At 47.8% G+C, this 17,102-nt stretch carries 17 protein-coding genes; 13 read left to right on the forward strand and 4 right to left on the reverse strand.

Translation table 11 applies throughout. The annotated features are described in order from the left end of the window. Nucleotides 1-23 precede the first annotated feature (23 nt). A complete protein-coding gene (gene recG / locus FJM67_RS06470) occupies nucleotides 24-2,105 on the forward strand; it encodes an ATP-dependent DNA helicase RecG (protein WP_140587975.1) in 2,082 nt (693 codons plus the stop codon). A gap of 9 nt (nucleotides 2,106-2,114) precedes the next feature. Here recG and FJM67_RS06475 read toward each other — a convergent pair whose 3' ends face one another. Next, a complete protein-coding gene (locus tag FJM67_RS06475; protein WP_140587976.1) occupies nucleotides 2,115-2,591 on the reverse strand; it encodes an Lrp/AsnC ligand binding domain-containing protein in 477 nt (158 codons plus the stop codon). A gap of 547 nt (nucleotides 2,592-3,138) precedes the next feature. Between FJM67_RS06475 and FJM67_RS06480 the strand changes: the two genes are divergently transcribed. The 9 genes from FJM67_RS06480 (at nucleotide 3,139) to phoR (ending at nucleotide 12,269) form a co-directional block, all read left to right on the forward strand. Further along, nucleotides 3,139-4,161, forward strand: a complete 1,023-nt coding sequence (locus tag FJM67_RS06480; protein ID WP_140587977.1) for an amino acid ABC transporter substrate-binding protein — start codon at nucleotides 3,139-3,141, stop codon at nucleotides 4,159-4,161. Between the two features lie 108 nt (nucleotides 4,162-4,269). Next, nucleotides 4,270-5,442, forward strand: a complete 1,173-nt coding sequence (locus FJM67_RS06485; RefSeq protein ID WP_140587978.1) for an amino acid ABC transporter permease — start codon at nucleotides 4,270-4,272, stop codon at nucleotides 5,440-5,442. Nucleotides 5,443-5,451: 9 nt separating this feature from the next. Beyond that, nucleotides 5,452-6,552 carry an amino acid ABC transporter permease gene (locus tag FJM67_RS06490; protein WP_140587979.1) on the forward strand — a complete coding sequence of 367 codons (1,101 nt, stop codon included), beginning with the start codon at nucleotides 5,452-5,454 and terminating at the stop codon, nucleotides 6,550-6,552. A gap of 19 nt (nucleotides 6,553-6,571) precedes the next feature. Further along, nucleotides 6,572-7,351, forward strand: a complete 780-nt coding sequence (locus FJM67_RS06495) for an amino acid ABC transporter ATP-binding protein (RefSeq protein ID WP_140587980.1) — start codon at nucleotides 6,572-6,574, stop codon at nucleotides 7,349-7,351. A gap of 106 nt (nucleotides 7,352-7,457) precedes the next feature. Continuing rightward, the gene (locus FJM67_RS06500) at nucleotides 7,458-8,717 is read left to right on the forward strand and encodes an HDOD domain-containing protein (protein ID WP_140587981.1); all 1,260 of its coding nucleotides are present in this window, start codon (nucleotides 7,458-7,460) and stop codon (nucleotides 8,715-8,717) included. Beyond that, a complete protein-coding gene (locus tag FJM67_RS06505; RefSeq protein ID WP_140587982.1) occupies nucleotides 8,714-9,277 on the forward strand; it encodes a chorismate--pyruvate lyase family protein in 564 nt (187 codons plus the stop codon). The genes FJM67_RS06500 and FJM67_RS06505 overlap by 4 nt, the downstream gene beginning before the upstream one ends. Continuing rightward, nucleotides 9,270-10,124 carry a 4-hydroxybenzoate octaprenyltransferase gene (ubiA, locus tag FJM67_RS06510; RefSeq protein WP_140587983.1) on the forward strand — a complete coding sequence of 285 codons (855 nt, stop codon included), beginning with the start codon at nucleotides 9,270-9,272 and terminating at the stop codon, nucleotides 10,122-10,124. Before FJM67_RS06505 ends, ubiA begins: the two co-directional genes overlap by 8 nt. Before the next feature lie 84 nt (nucleotides 10,125-10,208). After that, a complete protein-coding gene (gene phoB / locus FJM67_RS06515; RefSeq protein WP_140587984.1) occupies nucleotides 10,209-10,904 on the forward strand; it encodes a phosphate regulon transcriptional regulator PhoB in 696 nt (231 codons plus the stop codon). Between the two features lie 6 nt (nucleotides 10,905-10,910). Next, nucleotides 10,911-12,269, forward strand: coding sequence for a phosphate regulon sensor histidine kinase PhoR (phoR, locus tag FJM67_RS06520; RefSeq protein ID WP_140587985.1), 1,359 nt, complete (start codon nucleotides 10,911-10,913; stop codon nucleotides 12,267-12,269). Here phoR and FJM67_RS06525 read toward each other — a convergent pair whose 3' ends face one another. Both FJM67_RS06525 and cysZ read right to left on the reverse strand, forming a co-directional pair. After that, entirely contained in the window at nucleotides 12,270-13,112 is an 843-nt protein-coding gene (locus tag FJM67_RS06525; RefSeq protein ID WP_140587986.1) for a response regulator, read from the reverse strand. It lies immediately after the preceding gene. Further along, nucleotides 13,087-13,893: a sulfate transporter CysZ gene (gene cysZ / locus FJM67_RS06530; protein ID WP_140587987.1), complete on the reverse strand. Its 807-nt coding sequence runs from the start codon at nucleotides 13,891-13,893 to the stop codon at nucleotides 13,087-13,089. The genes FJM67_RS06525 and cysZ overlap by 26 nt, the downstream gene beginning before the upstream one ends. 199 nt (nucleotides 13,894-14,092) lie before the next feature. Between cysZ and FJM67_RS06535 the strand changes: the two genes are divergently transcribed. Genes FJM67_RS06535 through FJM67_RS06545 form a run of 3 tightly spaced genes read left to right on the forward strand, consistent with a single transcriptional unit; the run spans nucleotide 14,093 to nucleotide 16,700 of the window. After that, a complete protein-coding gene (locus FJM67_RS06535; RefSeq protein WP_140587988.1) occupies nucleotides 14,093-14,599 on the forward strand; it encodes a hypothetical protein in 507 nt (168 codons plus the stop codon). A gap of 6 nt (nucleotides 14,600-14,605) precedes the next feature. Continuing rightward, nucleotides 14,606-16,375, forward strand: a complete 1,770-nt coding sequence (locus FJM67_RS06540; RefSeq protein WP_140587989.1) for an RNA-binding protein — start codon at nucleotides 14,606-14,608, stop codon at nucleotides 16,373-16,375. Further along, nucleotides 16,362-16,700 carry an Hpt domain-containing protein gene (locus FJM67_RS06545; RefSeq protein WP_140587990.1) on the forward strand — a complete coding sequence of 113 codons (339 nt, stop codon included), beginning with the start codon at nucleotides 16,362-16,364 and terminating at the stop codon, nucleotides 16,698-16,700. The genes FJM67_RS06540 and FJM67_RS06545 overlap by 14 nt, the downstream gene beginning before the upstream one ends. A 236-nt stretch (nucleotides 16,701-16,936) precedes the next feature. Here the strand turns inward: FJM67_RS06545 and FJM67_RS06550 are convergent. Continuing rightward, the coding region (locus tag FJM67_RS06550) for a transposase (RefSeq protein ID WP_181161439.1) at nucleotides 16,937-17,102 on the reverse strand (166 nt) is incomplete at its 5' end.

A 17,102-nucleotide genomic window follows, 5' to 3' on the forward strand; every position in this document is an offset into this window, starting at 1 on the left:
CCTAAAGCTGGCAGGGGGAAAGAATGGTCGATGCGCTGGAAACCCAGGATATCAAAGAGCTGAAAGGTGTCGGGCAAGCCATGGCAGAGAAGCTGGCCAAGCTTAACCTACACACGGTGCATGACTTGCTGTTTCACCTGCCGATTCGCTATCAAGATCGCACCAGGGTCGTACCCATCGGCCAGTTACGCTTTGGCGATGAAGCCGTGGTGGAAGGTGAGATCAGCGGCGTCGAGATAAAAATGGGCAAGCGGCGTAGTCTGATTTGTCGGTTACGGGATGGAACTGGCTCAATTTGCCTGCGTTTTTTTCATTTCAACGCGGCCCAAAAGAAGCAACTGGAGCAAGCACCGCGAGTACGTTGTTTTGGGGAAATCCGTCGTGGTGCGACGGGGGTTGAGATTTATCACCCTGAATACACCTTACTGCAAGAAGCCGATGAACTGACACCCCAGCAGCAATTGACGCCAATTTATCCGCTCACCGAAGGTCTGACCCAAACCAAGATCCGCCAGCTCTGCGAGCAAGCATTGGAGCGCCTGACGCCGATGAACTTGCGTGAATGGCTCCCAGAACCAATTCGCCAGCGTTTTAGTTTGCCACCACTGGCGGAGGCTATTCGATTTTTACACCATCCAGATCGAGGAACTGATTTAGACCAGCTCAAAGCAGGTGCTCATCCTGCCCAATACCGTCTGTCTTTTGAAGAACTGCTGGCACACCAACTTTCGCTGATCGGCAAACGTCATCAGGCACTACAGGATCATGCGGTACGCATCGACAACCAAGGGAGCTTAGCGCAACAACTTTTGAGCCAGCTTCCGTTTGCCCCTACCGGCGCACAGCAACGGGTTACTGGTGAGATTTTGCGGGACTTAGCCAGCGGCCACCCAATGCTACGCTTGGTACAAGGGGATGTGGGCTCGGGCAAAACCTTGGTGGCGGGAATGGCTGCTGCCCATGTGATCGAACAGGGCTATCAGGTAGCCGTGATGGCACCGACGGAGATTCTCGCCGAGCAACATTACCTCAATTTCAAAAACTGGTTTGAGCCGCTAGGAATCCAAGTGGCGTGGATGATTGGGAAACTTAAAGGCAAACAACGACAAACCGAACTAGAGCGTATTGCCGATGGCTCTGCGGCTGTAGTGATTGGCACCCACGCCTTGTTCCAAGAAGCGGTGACGTTCCATAAACTCGCGTTAGCCATTATTGATGAGCAACACCGCTTTGGCGTGCATCAGCGTATGGCATTGCGCGAGAAGGGAGAAATACAGGGACTCTATCCCCATCAGTTAATCATGACAGCTACCCCGATCCCCCGCACGTTAGCCATGTCCGCCTATGCCGATTTGGATTGCTCTGTGATTGATGAACTGCCACCGGGACGTACGCCAGTGAATACCATAGTGGTATCCGATCAGCGGCGCCCTGAAGTGATCGAACGGGTGCGTCACGCTTGCCAAGAGGGTAAACAAGCTTATTGGGTGTGTACCCTGATTGAAGAGTCTGAGGCGCTCCAGTGCCAAGCTGCAGAAGACACTTGGGAACAATTACAGGCCCAATTACCAGACCTATCCATTGGTTTAGTACACGGACGCATGAAAGCCCAAGAAAAAGCGGAGGTGATGACCCGTTTCAAACAAGGGGAGCTCCAGTTACTGGTAGCAACCACTGTGATTGAGGTAGGTGTAGATGTGCCCAACGCCAGCTTAATGGTAATTGAAAACCCGGAACGCCTTGGCTTAGCGCAACTGCATCAGCTACGTGGGCGAGTGGGTCGAGGACAGACCGCAAGCCATTGCGTGTTGCTCTATAAAGCGCCGTTAGGTGCCCAAGGAAAAGCCCGTTTGGGGATCATGCGCGATACCACAGATGGCTTTAAAATCGCCGAAAAAGACTTGGAACTGCGTGGGCCGGGAGAATTGCTTGGCACCCGGCAAACAGGACTTTTGGAGTTTAAGGTAGCCGATTTACAACGGGACAAAGCCTTACTTGATGATGTGCAACAGGCAGCCCAGTATCTCTATCAATATCATCCAGACTGCGTATCACCGCTGTTAAGTCGCTGGCTACCTCAGCATAGCCGTTATCTAAACGTTTGATGGGACGGTTTAAGGAATCGTCACCACCGTGGTATTTTTTACTTCTTCCATCGCCACGTAAGTACGCGATTCACGCACATGGGGCAGCGTCAGCAGAGTCTCTCCGAGCAGGTTACGATAGGCATCCATATTCGATACCCGTGCTTTGAGTAAATACTCAAAATCACCGGCGATCAGGTGACATTCCAGCACTTCCGGCACATTCGCCACAGCTTCTTTGAATTCGTTAAAACCTTCCGGCGACGTGGCCTTAAGGCGAATTTCACAAAACACCAACAGGCCCGCATCAACTTTACGGGGGTCAACCAGGGCTCGATAACCGGTAATGTAGCCGTTACGCTCTAAGCGGCGCACCCGCTCTAAACAAGGCGTGGCACTCAAGCCAACCCGACTCGCCAACTCAACGTTAGAAAGACGGCCATTGTCCTGCAACTCCCGAAGGATCTTCTTGTCCAATCGGTCTAAAGGCTTTGCTGAGTTTTCCATCAATGTGGATCTCCTAGAATTCAATCAGGAATAATAAAAGCATTTTAACACGCTCTTGTCAGCCTGGGCACAGCACTTAAATAATCTCGTGCAAATGGTCAAGAGGAATGCGTCCCAACGCACCACAATACACCGACTAGCATCAGATAGCACCATATAAAAACATAGTGTATATAACTAGCGAAATAGTATACAAACCAATAGGATCAAATGCCCCAGAGTGAAACACGACATCTTTGACTTTGCTCAAAAGTGGTTCAAATAGCCAAAACACTATCTAAATAAAAAATCAAATAGCCATAAAGCTATCTACAATGCAAAAAAAGTGTATGGACTGCATGTTTTTTACGCAAATCATCTTGACTATAGGGGTTAATCAGTAATTCTATTAAGTCTGGCTACGGTCTTTTAGTGAAAAAAACCTAGATCGCTATACAAAAACAATAACTCTAATGTTGGCAAGCATTTTGCTTTATCAATCGGGTACAACCCATTTAATTGAGCAAAAGACTACAACATAAAACTAGCAACGCCTGGGAGGCTTATAATGAAATCGAACGTAGGTAAAATTCTTACCACTGCCGCAGTAGCAGCAACCATCAGCGCTGGCGCTTCTGCAGCAACTTTGGATGACGTAAAAGCAAAAGGCTTTATTCAATGTGGCGTCAGCCAAGGTGTACCTGGATTCTCTAACGCCGACGAAAAAGGTAACTGGTCTGGTATTGACGTAGATGCATGCCGCGCTACTGCTGCAGCTATCTTCGGTGATGCACAGAAAGTTAAATTCACTCCACTTTCTGCCAAAGAGCGTTTCACAGCACTACAATCTGGCGAAATCGACATTTTGTCACGTAACACTACTTGGACTTACACCCGTGACACCTCTCTTGGTCTAGACTTTACGACAGTTAACTTCTACGACGGTCAAGGCTTTATGGTGCGTAAGGATCTAGGTGTTGAATCTGCTATGGAACTAGACGGCGCTACCGTATGTACTGAGCAAGGTACTACTACCGAGCTGAACATGGCGGACTTCTTCCGTAAGCACAACCTATCTTACGTTCCTGTTATCGTGCAGAAAGCAGACGAAGCACTATCTGCCTATGCCTCTGGCCGTTGTGACGTATTCACTACCGACAAATCTGGTCTAGCAGCGCACCGCTCTAAACTAGCAGATCCAGCGGCACACGTGATTCTGCCAGAAACCATTTCTAAAGAGCCTCTAGGTCCTGTAGTTCGTCACGGCGACAACCAGTGGAAAGATATCGTAACTTGGGCATTGTTCGTACAGATCAACGCGGAAGAAATGGGTATCTCATCTGCTAACGTTGCGAAAATCAAAGCTGACACCAAAGACCCAGGCATCCGTCGTCTACTAGGCGTTGAAGGTAACATGGGTGAAGCACTAGGTCTTAACGCTGATTGGGCTTACAACATCATTGCCGAAGTAGGTAACTACGGTGAAGTGTTTGAGCGTAACGTAGGTCCGAAAACTCCAGTAGGCTTGCCACGTGGTGTTAACAACCTATGGACTGAAGGCGGTGTATTGTACGCGCCACCAGTTCGTTAATATCTATCTAATCCCTTACCTACCTTAGGGAATGTACCCGGTGACCTAGCGTCACCGGGCTACCCCTTCCGTTGATCCATCTGACGAGCATTTACTGCCTGATTAACGATGAGCAATAATAATAGTACCAATACAAGCTTCCTGAATGATGCAGGCAATCGCGCCCTCATATTCCAGGCTGTGCTTCTAGTTGTTGTGGTGGCTGTGGGTTATTATCTGTTCCATAACCTGCAAGCAAACCTTGAAAACCAAGGGATTTCCACCGGTTTCCGCTTTTTGAACGAACCGGCCGGCTTTCCTATCCTAATCCACTTAATCGAATATACCGAAGCTGACACTTACGGCCGAGCCTTTGTCGTCGCCTTGATTAATACCTTCGTCATTTCCCTTATGGGTATTGTGCTGGCAACCATCATTGGCGTGATTATGGGACTAGCACGTCTGTCCCAGAACTGGTTAGTTGCCCGTTTAGCTACTGTCTATATCGAGACCTTGCGTAACTTGCCACTGCTGCTGCAAATGTTCTTCTGGTATTTCGCCGTCCTTGCGGCATTACCACATCCCCGTGACAGCATTATCTTTGGGGATTTCTTCCTCAATAAGCGTGGTATTTACTCGCCGAACCCCATTTTCCAAGATGGGATGGACTTTGTGATAGTGGCGTTCGTGCTCTCCATCGTTGCTGCGATCGGCTTGATTGTCTGGGCGAAAAAACGTCAAACTCTCACCGGCGAATGGTTCCCAGCCTATTGGACATCTCTGGCGCTGATTATCGCTGTCACTGTACTGGCCTTTATTGCTGCGGGGTCACCAGTAGAATTCGACCTACCGCAAAAGAGTCGTTTTAACGTTTCCGGCGGCATGGTATTAGTACCTGAGTTCGTGGCGGTGTTGATTGCCCTATCAACCTACACTGGCGCCTTCATCGCTGAAATCGTACGGGCTGGTATTTTGTCGGTAAACTGGGGGCAAACCGAAGCCTCACGTTCGCTTGGTTTACCAGACGGCTTAACACAACGCTTGATCGTGTTACCACAAGCGTTGCGCGTCATCATTCCACCTCTTACTAGCCAATTCCTCAACTTAGCGAAAAACTCCTCTTTAGGTGCTGCTATCGCTTATCCTGAGTTAGTTGCAGTAGTAATGGGTACGACACTGAACCAAACCGGTCAAGCAATTGAAACGATTGGTCTGTGTATGCTGGTCTATGGCTCATTAAGTTTATCCATTTCATTCTTTATGAACTGGTACAACAAGAAAATGTCCTTAGTGGAACGTTAGGAGGCTACCATGGCGATTGAATTTAAACCTTCTCCAAGTCTCCCGCCACCACAAAATTCGGTGGGTGCCGTTGCTTGGATTCATAAAAACTTTTTCTCATCTCCGCTCAACATTGCGCTAACTATCATCAGTTTATACATCCTGTATTTACTGGTGCCACCGATGGTGCAGTGGGTATTTATTGATGCCACTTGGTCAGGTACATCAAAAGCAGACTGTACCGCAGGGGGTGCTTGCTGGGCCTTTATTGCCGTGTATTTTGACCAATTTATGTATGGTCTCTATCCAGAGGCAGAGTACTGGCGAGTAAATACCGCTTTGGTGTTACTGATTGCTTTGGTTGCCATGTTTGCAATCAAAGCCGTCAACAAAGCCATGTTAGCGGGTGTCATTATTCTGGTTTATCCAGTTGTGGCTTACTTCCTGTTCGCTGGCGGCGTGTTTGGCTTGGCAGTCGTAGAAACAGCCAATTGGGGTGGTTTGTTCCTCACTACCTTACTGGGTGTGGTTGGGATTGTGGCCTCATTCCCGCTGGGTATTGTGTTGGCCTTAGGGCGTCGCTCGAACATGCCGATCGTAAAATCTGTGTGTGTGGTCTTTATCGAGACGATTCGTGCGGTTCCTTTGATCACCATTTTGTTTATGGCATCGGTAATGATCCCGCTGTTCCTGCCCGATGGCATGAACTTCAATAAGCTGTTACGCGTGGTCATTGGTATTACCCTATTCTCTGCAGCTTACATGGCGGAGGTAATTCGTGGTGGCTTGCAAGCGATTCCGAAAGGGCAATATGAAGCCGCCGATGCAATGGGCTTAACTTACTGGCAATCCATGATCCTCGTGATCTTGCCACAAGCCTTGAAACTGGTAATCCCTGGTATCGTGAACACCTTTATCGGCTTGTTCAAAGACACGACGCTGGTTTATATCGTGGGCATGTTTGACTTGCTTGGCCGGATTCAGGCCGCGAACCACGATGCCAATTGGCTAGGTACGACAACAGAGGGTTATGCCTTCGCAGGCTTTGTTTATTGGGTGATCTGTTTTGGTATGTCCCGCTACTCTATGGCGGTCGAGCGTAAATTAGATACCGGTCACAAGCGTAAGTAACGTATTTGAGGTCTTAGTAATGACAGACAGAAACATGGCACTCGCCCAACTTGAGCCGGGCGAAGAAGCAATCATCCAGTTTACTGATGTAAATAAATGGTATGGCGAATTTCACGTACTAAAAAACATCAACTTCAGCGTCAAAAAAGGCGAGCGTATTGTCGTGTGTGGTCCTTCCGGTTCCGGTAAATCCACTATGACTCGTTGCATTAACCGCCTGGAAGAGCACCAAAAGGGGCAGATTCTGGTTGATGGTATCGAGATGAACGATAACCTGAAAAACATCGAAGCAATTCGTAAAGATGTGGGGATGGTGTTCCAGCACTTTAACCTGTTCCCACATCTCACTATCTTGGAAAACCTCACTTTGGCGCCGATCTGGGTACGTAAAACACCGAAGAAAGAAGCTGAAGAAATGGCGATGCACTACTTGGAACGGGTAAAGATCGCTAACCAAGCGAATAAATTCCCTGGTCAGCTTTCTGGTGGTCAGCAGCAGCGTGTAGCGATTGCCCGCGGTCTGTGTATGAAGCCACGAATTATGCTATTCGACGAACCCACTTCAGCACTTGACCCAGAAATGATCAAGGAAGTGTTGGACGTTATGATTCAGCTAGCCGATGAAGGTATGACCATGGTGTGTGTAACCCATGAAATGGGCTTCGCCAAAACCGTAGCTGACCGAGTGGTCTTCATGGATGCCGGCGAAATCGTCGAAGCGAATACGCCACACGAATTCTTCGAAAACCCACAGCATGATCGGACTCAGTTGTTCTTGAGCCAAATTCTGAACCACTGATCAAGACAATTCATGTAAACCTGATCTAAAAAGCCCCTCTGGGGCTTTTTTGTTAGGTATAATCTGTTAGGTTTACGTTTTTTGATTCGGGTAGGAGCAGAACTATATGGCGCCCAGCGAGGCTAATGACATCAGGGTTCGAGTAGTACACCTTGCCGATAATACCGGCAAGCTACAAGTACTTTTTCCTGATACAGCAATGCTGGACATTTCTGCACTGTCCCGACTGACTAAGCGCCGCTTTCAGCCGATTGCCAGTTACAATATAGAAGGCGATCCGCTATTGAAGCCGGGCACCAGTCCCTCGATTATTGATAAGGCTTTAGCAGAAGCAGAAAGTCTATCCCTGCGCGGCAATAGCAGCCAGTCATATAAACGTCTCAGCAATAGCGAACTGCTAGCGCGCTTTGAAGGGCCATTAACTCGAGTCGAGTCGGTTGCCATACCTGTTAGTCAGATTGCTGGTCCAGCAGATGACATTGCAGAAGATGAAACCCAAATGCTCAATGCCTTGGGTAAGTTCCAGTCTATTCGCTTGAAGCAACGCTTAGAGGAAACCCTAGAAATTCCTCCGCTTCCGGCTTCTTCCCATCGTATTATCCAACTGTGCGCCAACCCAAATGCCGGAACCGATGAGCTGTGCGAAGTTATCAGCCTTGACCCAAGTTTGTCTGCCCAAGTGATTAGCTGGGCTTCCTCCCCTTACTACGGCGTGCGGGATGAAATTGATTCGGTAGAAGATGCCATCATCCGTGTACTCGGCTTTGATATGGTGATGAATTTAGCATTGGGGTTATCTATGGGTGGGGCGTTTCAACCACCGGAAGAAGGCCCCCGCCATTATGAGGACTTTTGGTTTGGTGCGGTAGCCCGCGCTGTCTTGATGGAATCTTTAGTCAAAGCGATGCCGTCCAAGCAGCGCCCACGTTTGGGTCATGCTTATTTATCTGGTTTGCTACACAATTTCGGTTATCTGGCTATTGCGGTGGTCTTGCCGCCTCACTTTTCGATTTTATCCCGCTATATCGAAGCCAATGCCCATCTGGATTCTTCCATTATTGAAATGCATACCTTGCATTTCACCAAAGAGCAGCTCGGTTCTTGGCTACTGCGCCACTGGAATCTACCTGAAAGCATTTACACCGGGATTCGCTACAGTAAAACGCCAACCTACCGTGGTCCTCATCAAGCTCTAGCTCACCTACTTTATTTGAGTGGTCAACTGATGGACGAGGGTCCGTTAGATAAGGAGATCCTTGCAGAAGTGGGTCTCTCGGAAACCGATGCTCAGAATTGCCGCAAGCGCGTGCTTGCCTCATCCAGCGAGCTGCGCAAAATGGTCGATCTGATCAACGGCAACAAATGACCTCTCTGAATCAATCCGCCACCCAGCAATTTGACTACTGCTGGCACCCATTAAAGCGGGTGGCAAAGCAACGTATACCCAAAGCACTATGGCCTTGGCTAGCGCAAACGGCATCCTTGACCCACTGCTTGCGCCAAGCCGGACATTTAGAAGTTCAAGTGCTGGAAGATTGTTGGGGTAAAGCTACCCATAGGGAGCAGCGTCGTCTGGGGTTACATCCACGAGAGGCGGTACGGGTGCGTACGGTACTTCTGCATGTAGATGGTATCCCCGTCGTTTATGGTCGTTCCATCATCCCGGCCCGCTCGCTGCGGGGACACTGGCGCTTTCTCACTCATTTAGGTAGCAAGCCACTGGGCGGCTATCTCTATCGTCAGACCCGACAAACACGCAGCCGTATTGAAATCACCCGACTCCCTGCTGGTATACTCAGCCATCGTACAGAGGCCCTTTGGGCCAGACGCTCGGTATTTTATGGCTACGGCCCTGGCGTACTGGTAAACGAAGCCTTTTTCCCAGAAATTGACACCTTGCAGCCACCCAAATTGACTTATGAGTAAATTAAAAGACTACGCGGATTTAACCCGTTTTAATCGCCCAATCGGCTCTTTGCTATTGATGTGGCCAACCCTATGGGCCCTATGGATCGCAGGACAGGGTTCACCAGATTGGGACTTAGTGCTTATTTTTGTACTCGGTGTCTTTGCCATGCGTTCTGCAGGATGTGTCATTAATGATTATGCTGATCGCCATGTGGATGGGCATGTGGAACGTACCAAACAGCGTCCATTACCTTCTGGGCGTGTTAGTGAAAAAGAAGCACTAGCGCTCTTTATTGTATTAGGTTTGCTAAGCTTTGGCTTGGTACTAATGACCGATTGGCAAACAGTATTGTTATCGTTCGTTGGCTTATTTCTCGCAGCCCTTTACCCTTTTATGAAGCGCTATACCCACCTACCCCAATTGTTTCTGGGGTTAGCCTTTTCTTGGGCCATTCCGATGGCTTACAGCGCCCAAGGGGGAAGCTTATTAGACCCAATTTTATGGATGCTCTTTGTCGCCAACGCCCTATGGACGATTGCTTACGATACCTACTATGCCATGACAGACCGTCCTGACGATCTTAAGGTGGGCATCAAATCCACCGCTATTCTGTTTGGTCGTGCCGATTTATTTGTCATCGTCTGCCTACAGGGGCTGATGTTGTCATTAATGCTGTGGATTGGGGTATTAAGTAACTTAGGTATTGCTTACTACATCTCAATCATTGTCGCTATCATACTGTTTTATAAGCAATTTCAGCAGGCAAAAAGCCGTGATCGGCAAGCCTGCTTCCGCTCTTTCTTAGATAATAACCGTATCGGTTACTGTTTATTTGCTGGAATCCTCGTCGGCTATTACATTTGAATATGGCAGTCATGTGACAATTTAATCTAATTGTCACAAAAGCCCGCTTTAATAAAACCGTTCGTGAGATGAGGGTATAATCCTGTGACCGGTAAAAAAGTATTAATTATAGATGACGAGGCACCAATCAGAGAGATGATTGCTGTCGCGCTCGAAATGGCAGGCTATGAATATTTAGAAGCTGCCAACAGCCAACAAGGCCATGAAATCATTGTTGACCACCGCCCTGACTTGATCTTAGTCGATTGGATGATGCCGGGGGGTAGCGGCATTGAGTTGACCCGTCGTTTGAAGAAAGATCCCACGACCGCTGAAATCCCGGTGATTATGTTGACCGCCAAGAGCGAAGAAGACAACAAAATTCAAGGATTAGAAGCGGGAGCAGACGACTATATTACTAAGCCATTTTCTCCTCGTGAATTGGTAGCACGCCTAAAAGCCGTTTTACGTCGTGCTACCCCACAAGGTGTGGACGAGCCCATCGAAGTGGATGGTTTGCTGCTTGACCCGATCAGCCAACGGGTTAGCATCGGTAGCACCCCGATTGAAATGGGGCCGACAGAATATCGCCTGCTAAAATTCTTGATGACCCACCAAGAACGGGCCTATTCCAGGGCTCAATTGCTGGACCAAGTTTGGGGTGGCAACGTCTATGTGGAAGAACGTACCGTCGATGTGCATATTCGTCGGTTGCGTAAAGCCATTGGCGAATCCCACGATTTCTTAATCCAAACGGTACGGGGAACAGGCTACCGTTTTTCATCTAAACGGATTGCTTAAACGCTTATGAAAGAGATTTGGCGTCGCGCCATTTTGAATTGGTCAATAGGGTTGATCGCCGTACTGGTGATTGGCGTGGTGCTGAAGCACCCCTTGGAGCTGGTATTTATTTACGTGCTCGGCTCACTGTATTTGCAGTTTTATCAGCTATACCAATTTCACTCTTGGTTACGTCGCTCAGGCAAGGCTTCGCCTCCAGAGTCCTCTGGTATTTGGGGGGAAGTGTTTGATGCCGTCTATCGTTTGCAGAAAAAACAGCGTAAATCCAAACGCCGGATGCGTCAGGCTTTGAATCGGGTGGAAAACTCTACCGCAGCCTTAAAAGAAGGCGTTATCATGGCGGACAGCCAAGGAGCGCTGGAATGGTGGAATAACTCCGCGGGGCATTTACTCGGGCTGATGCGACCAGTCGACCGAGGTCAACCCATCACCAATATCTTACGCAACCCAGATTTCTTTCGTTACTTTAGTCAGAAACGTTTTGGTGAGCCGCTGGTCATTAAATCTCCAGCCAAGGAAGGGATGTATATCGAGATACAAACCACCTTGTATGACCAGAACGATCATTTGATCTTTGTACGGGATGTCACCCGACTACACCTTTTGGAGCAAATGCGTAAAGATTTCGTCGCCAATGCCTCCCACGAACTAAAAACGCCACTGACGGTGATTAAAGGTTATCTGGAAACACTCGGTATGTTTAAAGATAACCTGCCGGCAAGTATGCAGCGCGGTATCGACAATATGACGGATCAGTCTGCCCGTATGGAGCAGCTAATTGAGGATTTATTGTTATTGTCGCGCTTAGAAGCCAATGAAAAACCGGAAAATCACCAGTGGATCAATCTAGCGGAGTTAGCCACCACACTGCAGAAAATGGCGAATCCACTACTGGATGAGCGCTTTGAGCTAAACTTTGATATTCCCAACGACAGCTTTATTTATGGGGCTTATAACGAGCTTTATAGCGCCTTCTCCAACTTGGTATTGAACGCTATCAAGTACTCACCGGAAGGTGGCAATATCCAAGTAAGTTGGCGCAACACCGAGGTCAGTGGCATTTTTACCGTCAAAGATGAAGGGATTGGTATCGATCCGCGCTATATCCCACGCCTTACTGAACGCTTCTTCCGCGTGGACAAGGGCCGTAGTTCAGCGACTGGGGGCACAGGACTAGGCCTAGCCATAGTCAAACATGTGCTCATTCATCATAGTGCAAAATTACAGGTGAATAGCCAACCTAACTATGGCTCGACCTTCTCCTGTTATTTCCCTGCTGACCGAGTGCGTAAGGACCCCCTATTGCAGGCGGTCACCAATACGGATCTCGCTCCCACCAATGATTCCCAGCGCGAGCGGACTTAGTTAAACCGCATCAAACAGAGCCGTTAGAAAAGCTTCTTTCTCGTGATCTTGGTCGATAAGAGCCAAGGTCACCGTAAGGAAAGCGGAGTCTGGCTTTTTCTCTGTGGTAGCAACGGACTGCACATAGTAATTCAAGCGATTTAATTGCTTTTCGTGTTCTAAATCGAGCACCGCTTGATCTAGCACCGTGGGGATCACATCATCACTTTTGATCAGCAAAGTGACTTCCTGCTTACTCAAGTGGATGACCATGCAACGAAATTGTTTACCGGCAAAACGTACCAAGGTCGGTATCTTAACATCCTTAGTTTTCACTACGGCAGCGGGGGGTGGCGTAATCTTGCTGGAACTTGTTACCCGTTGCTTACCAGCACCACCAGTAAGAATATCTAAGGAAGCAGAAGCTACGCCACCAGGCGTGACTGTCGCGCGCTGACCACTTTTCAACTTACCATCGAGATTATGTTTTTTTGCCGCAGATAGTACCTTATTGACTAACTGTTCCGCCGAAAAAGGCTTGCCCATATAGTCAGTCACACCGGTTTGGACAGCCTCGACAACATGACTTTTGTCGCCACGGCTAGTAATCATGACAAAAGGGAGGGTTTCCTTGCTGTACTGAGGTTGCTTGCGACACCAATCTAGCAGCTCCACCCCCGTCATTTCTGGCATCTCCCAGTCACACAGCACCATGTCGAACTTGACCTTTTCCAACATTTGCTGAGCTTTGCGTCCGTTAACCGCTTCTTCGACCGTGACGCTGGGAAATTGCTTACGCAGGGTGCGTTTGATCAAATCACGGGTAAAGGTTGCATCATCAACGACGAGTATCTTTAATGACATGGGTAGGGCGGTCCTTTTGTTGTTGAGTCAGTAAGTCAGAAAAATGATATTGGCCATCCAGTTGGCTAACCCATAATAGCGTAGCGGCGACTACCGCAACAGGCATCATAATCAAGTTCAGTACCGGAATGGTGACTGCAAGCATCATGATAAACCCAAAGGTCCAACACAAAAATGGTTGTTCACGTAACGTCTCACGCATCAAGCGAAAGCTAATCTTATTATTATCAAAGGCATAATCCATATACTGTACAGCCAGCATCCAAGCGGAAAACAATAGCAGTAGTACTGGCGCAACAATGTTCACTAAAGGCACAAAGGACAATAAAAACAAACCGATAAAACGTGGTAAGAAGTAGCCTAGCTTTTGTAATTCACGCTGTATGCTCCGCCCTACCATCGCCATAATAGCCTGGGCATTTAAATCATCATCAAAAGTTTTACCGGTCAGCTTGGTCTCAACTTTTTCAGCCAAAATCGCCATAAATGGCGCGGCTAAAATATTCACCCCAACGGAAAAGCTATAGAACAACAAGATCCCGACTAGGATGGCAAAAATCACTTGAAACACCACATGGATAAACGACAACCAATCTGGTACGTAGGCCATTAACCCATCTACCGCTACCCCCAAGTAGCTCAATGCCACAATATAAATGAGTGCTAATAAGGCGATGTTAGCCGCTAAGGGAGCTAAGACAAATAGTCTTAAATCGGGGGAAAACAATAAGGGAAATGCTCGCCCAAATGCGGCGATGACTTTAAACGGCTGGGTAATCAACGCTATATCCTTTCGTCATTACAAACAATATCGTGTAGATGGGGATAGTATCACGGGAGACAAGGTGCGATAAAAACCAATGCACCAAAAAGTCATTCACGGACAAACGTGTCTTTTTGTAACTTTAACCAGATTAAAACAGGTATTTGTGTGACTTTTGGTTATTATTTGGCAAAGATGTAATCAATGGGCCAAATTGATGCTATTCCGAGTTTTCTTCCTTTTGACGCTATTCTTCAGTACGCCATGGACCCAGGCGTTGCCACTACCGGATCATGCCCCGATTCTCACAGTCACGGGGGCAATAAAGATTACCAATCAGCCAGGCAAAGCAGTCTTCGATGCCGCTATGCTCGCTCGACTCGAACAAAAGGTGGTTGTGACCCACAACCCCTGGAGCACATCGGCTCGTCGCTATCGCGGGGTGACGCCTCAAGCCCTACTCGATGCGGTGGGAGCAGACGGTAATGTGCTTCGTATCAAAGCTCTGAACAACTATATAACAGAAGTTCCAGTGAGTGATTTTCGACGTTTTGATGTGGTTTTCGCTACCCATGTGGACGGCGAAATCATGTCGGTACGATCGAAAGGTCCAATTATGTTGGTATACAATTTTGACTCCTCACCCACATTACAAGCCGAGGTCTATTACGGGCGCTCAATCTGGCAGATTACCTCAATCGAAGTCATACAACGCGAGCCCTAACCTACCATGCCAGATACGTCTTTATTTGTGCAGATGAAACAGCGTGTACATCAGCTCATTTTAGCGGCTACCCTAACTGCCCTATTACTGTTGGGGGCATTGGTTGTTTACTTAAGTATGCAAGCCAATGAAGCCAGTTATGTTAACGCACGCAGTGCGTTCGAGAGCTCCCGCTGGAATGCCTTGCAGCTCCAGGTGCAAACCTATCGCTTTGCTAACTATCTGCAACGTCTTAGCAAGGACGACTTACCACTACAGGGCGACTCATTATTTCAATATGACCTGTTAATGAGTCGCATCGATTTACTGCGTACCGGTCAAATCGGTGACTTGGTAAAGACCTTCGGGGGTGGTCGAGTTACCCGGCTCATCAATATTATTAATGGTGAATTTGAGTTAATTGGTGCCAGTCTGGCGCGGCTTGAGCAAGGCGATTTAGCGGTCGTAAGCAATATTCTCGCCCGTTTAGAGGTAACGGATACACGCATCAATGAGTTGGTAGTATTAGTTAATGAAGGCGCCAATGACCATGTCACGGAACAACGTAATCAACTGAATCACCAACTTGAGCTATTGCAAAATCTATGTGTCTTGTTAACGCTCACCTTGGCTGCATTACTGATACTGCTGCGGCAACAGACAAAACAACTACAGACCTTACGTAGCCAAGGGAAGCAACTTGAAGCACAGTTGGAAGCACAAGCGAAGCAACACACTAATGAACTTATTTGTCTGGTAAAGCAATTACATCCGAGTGTGGCCGAATTAGTCGGAGGCTTGTCACCCCAGAGCGAGTTATCAGCGGCTGATACACGACGCATTCGCTTCAAAGCACAACAACTCGATCGAAATTTGAATGCTATCCAAGCACTGATTACACCATTTGAGCCGCAACACCTTAAGGAAAATCTGACCGCCACTGTCGAAGTGTTTGATACACTCTTCGAGCAGCTAATTCCCCAATTACGATTTCAGCACAATCGGCTGATCTTGCGCCTAGATCCTTCACTTCCCGCACAGCTAACAACCGACTTTGTACTGCTGCAGCAAACCATTTCCCCACTGCTAGAAAGCGTTATGCTGCATGATTCCAATCAGTGTTTTGCCCTAACAATACAAACTTCAGATTTGCCGGTACCGACCAATGGTTTGTTCCAAGCCCCAATAATGGTTCAATGCCACCTACAGACTAGCGTAAAAGATTTCTTTTCCGAGGCTGCAAAAGCCATGTTAATTGAGCCTTTGCATAACTCAGAAAATGATGGGCTGATGACCTATGTATGCGAATTGGGTGTAAGCCTGACACTTATGAAGCTTCGTCTCGAACAGTTGGGCGGAGGATTGCGCCTGAGTATAAAACCCGACCAAACCCTAGATTTTTTACTCGATCTTCCCTTTGAAAAGGTTCACCTTGCTCCGACACTAGCGGTAAAGACCGCTCCTTTAAGTGGCCATATCCACTTAGTAAAAAGTGAGCAGTTTGATGGGCATAGCTATCAAAACACTATTCTCGTGCACATATTAAGTAACATGGGACTAATCGTCAGCCAAAGCACATCCTTGGTAAATCAAGAAGACGCTACTAAAGCCGACTTAATTCTACTGGCAAACCATAATCCGATTGCCGCAATGCTAACATTACCTGAGCTACACAAAGATCAGGATGAATACGATATACCGACTGAAGCTCTTATTCCGTTGCCGGCAATTATCACCTTCGCAACCCTAAGAACCTTCTTACAACGCTTTTTAGGAGAACACCATGGCTCTGCTTGATACAGCTCAACTTGATACCATGAGCGAAATTATTGGTAAGGAAACCTACCGCACCATTTTTCAAAGCTATTTAGCTGACAGCGCTGCAAAGTTGGCACAACTCAAAGAAGTCGTCGATGCTCAAGATGCGGACCACATAGAAAAGCTTAGCCACTCGCTAAAATCAGCGACATCCAATTTAGGCATGGTGGATTTGGCAGCACGCTTCGCGACCATGGAACAACAAGGGAAAGCGGCAGATGTAGCGGGTGCACAAGCCTCTTTAGGCGGTTTAGATAGCTTATATCAGGACTCAATAGCAGCGTTAGAAGAGTATCTCGCCTAACTCAGCTAAAGACCCAAAAAAGACCTGCCGCAGCAGGTCAGAGTGTCGATAAACCCCAGCTTTTTGCTGGGGTTTTCAGAGTGTCGATAAACCCCAGCTTTTTGTTGGGGTTTTGTTTTTATTTTAAAAGTGAACTCTCGATAGCTGGATTTAGTCAGCGTCTCTTGTAATCGGTCTCAGAGAAGTGTCGGAGCACTTGAAGTCCATTTCAAGCGCTCTTTAAGCAAGATAGCCCCTTAACTAAGCAATAGGGCGATCTTTTTCATATTTTGGGCGGCAGCTGTCAGTAGACACTGTGAAGATACTTTGTCTATTCCTCTAAACCTCGCGTAGCGATACCCATGTAGTTCCTTTGCGTCCGCAAAACTCCGTTCTACCGTTTCTTTTCGCCTTGCGTAAATA

Origin of the sequence: Maribrevibacterium harenarium, from assembly GCF_006385675.1 — a bacterium.
Taxonomy (GTDB): domain Bacteria; phylum Pseudomonadota; class Gammaproteobacteria; order Pseudomonadales; family Marinomonadaceae; genus Marinomonas; species Marinomonas harenarium.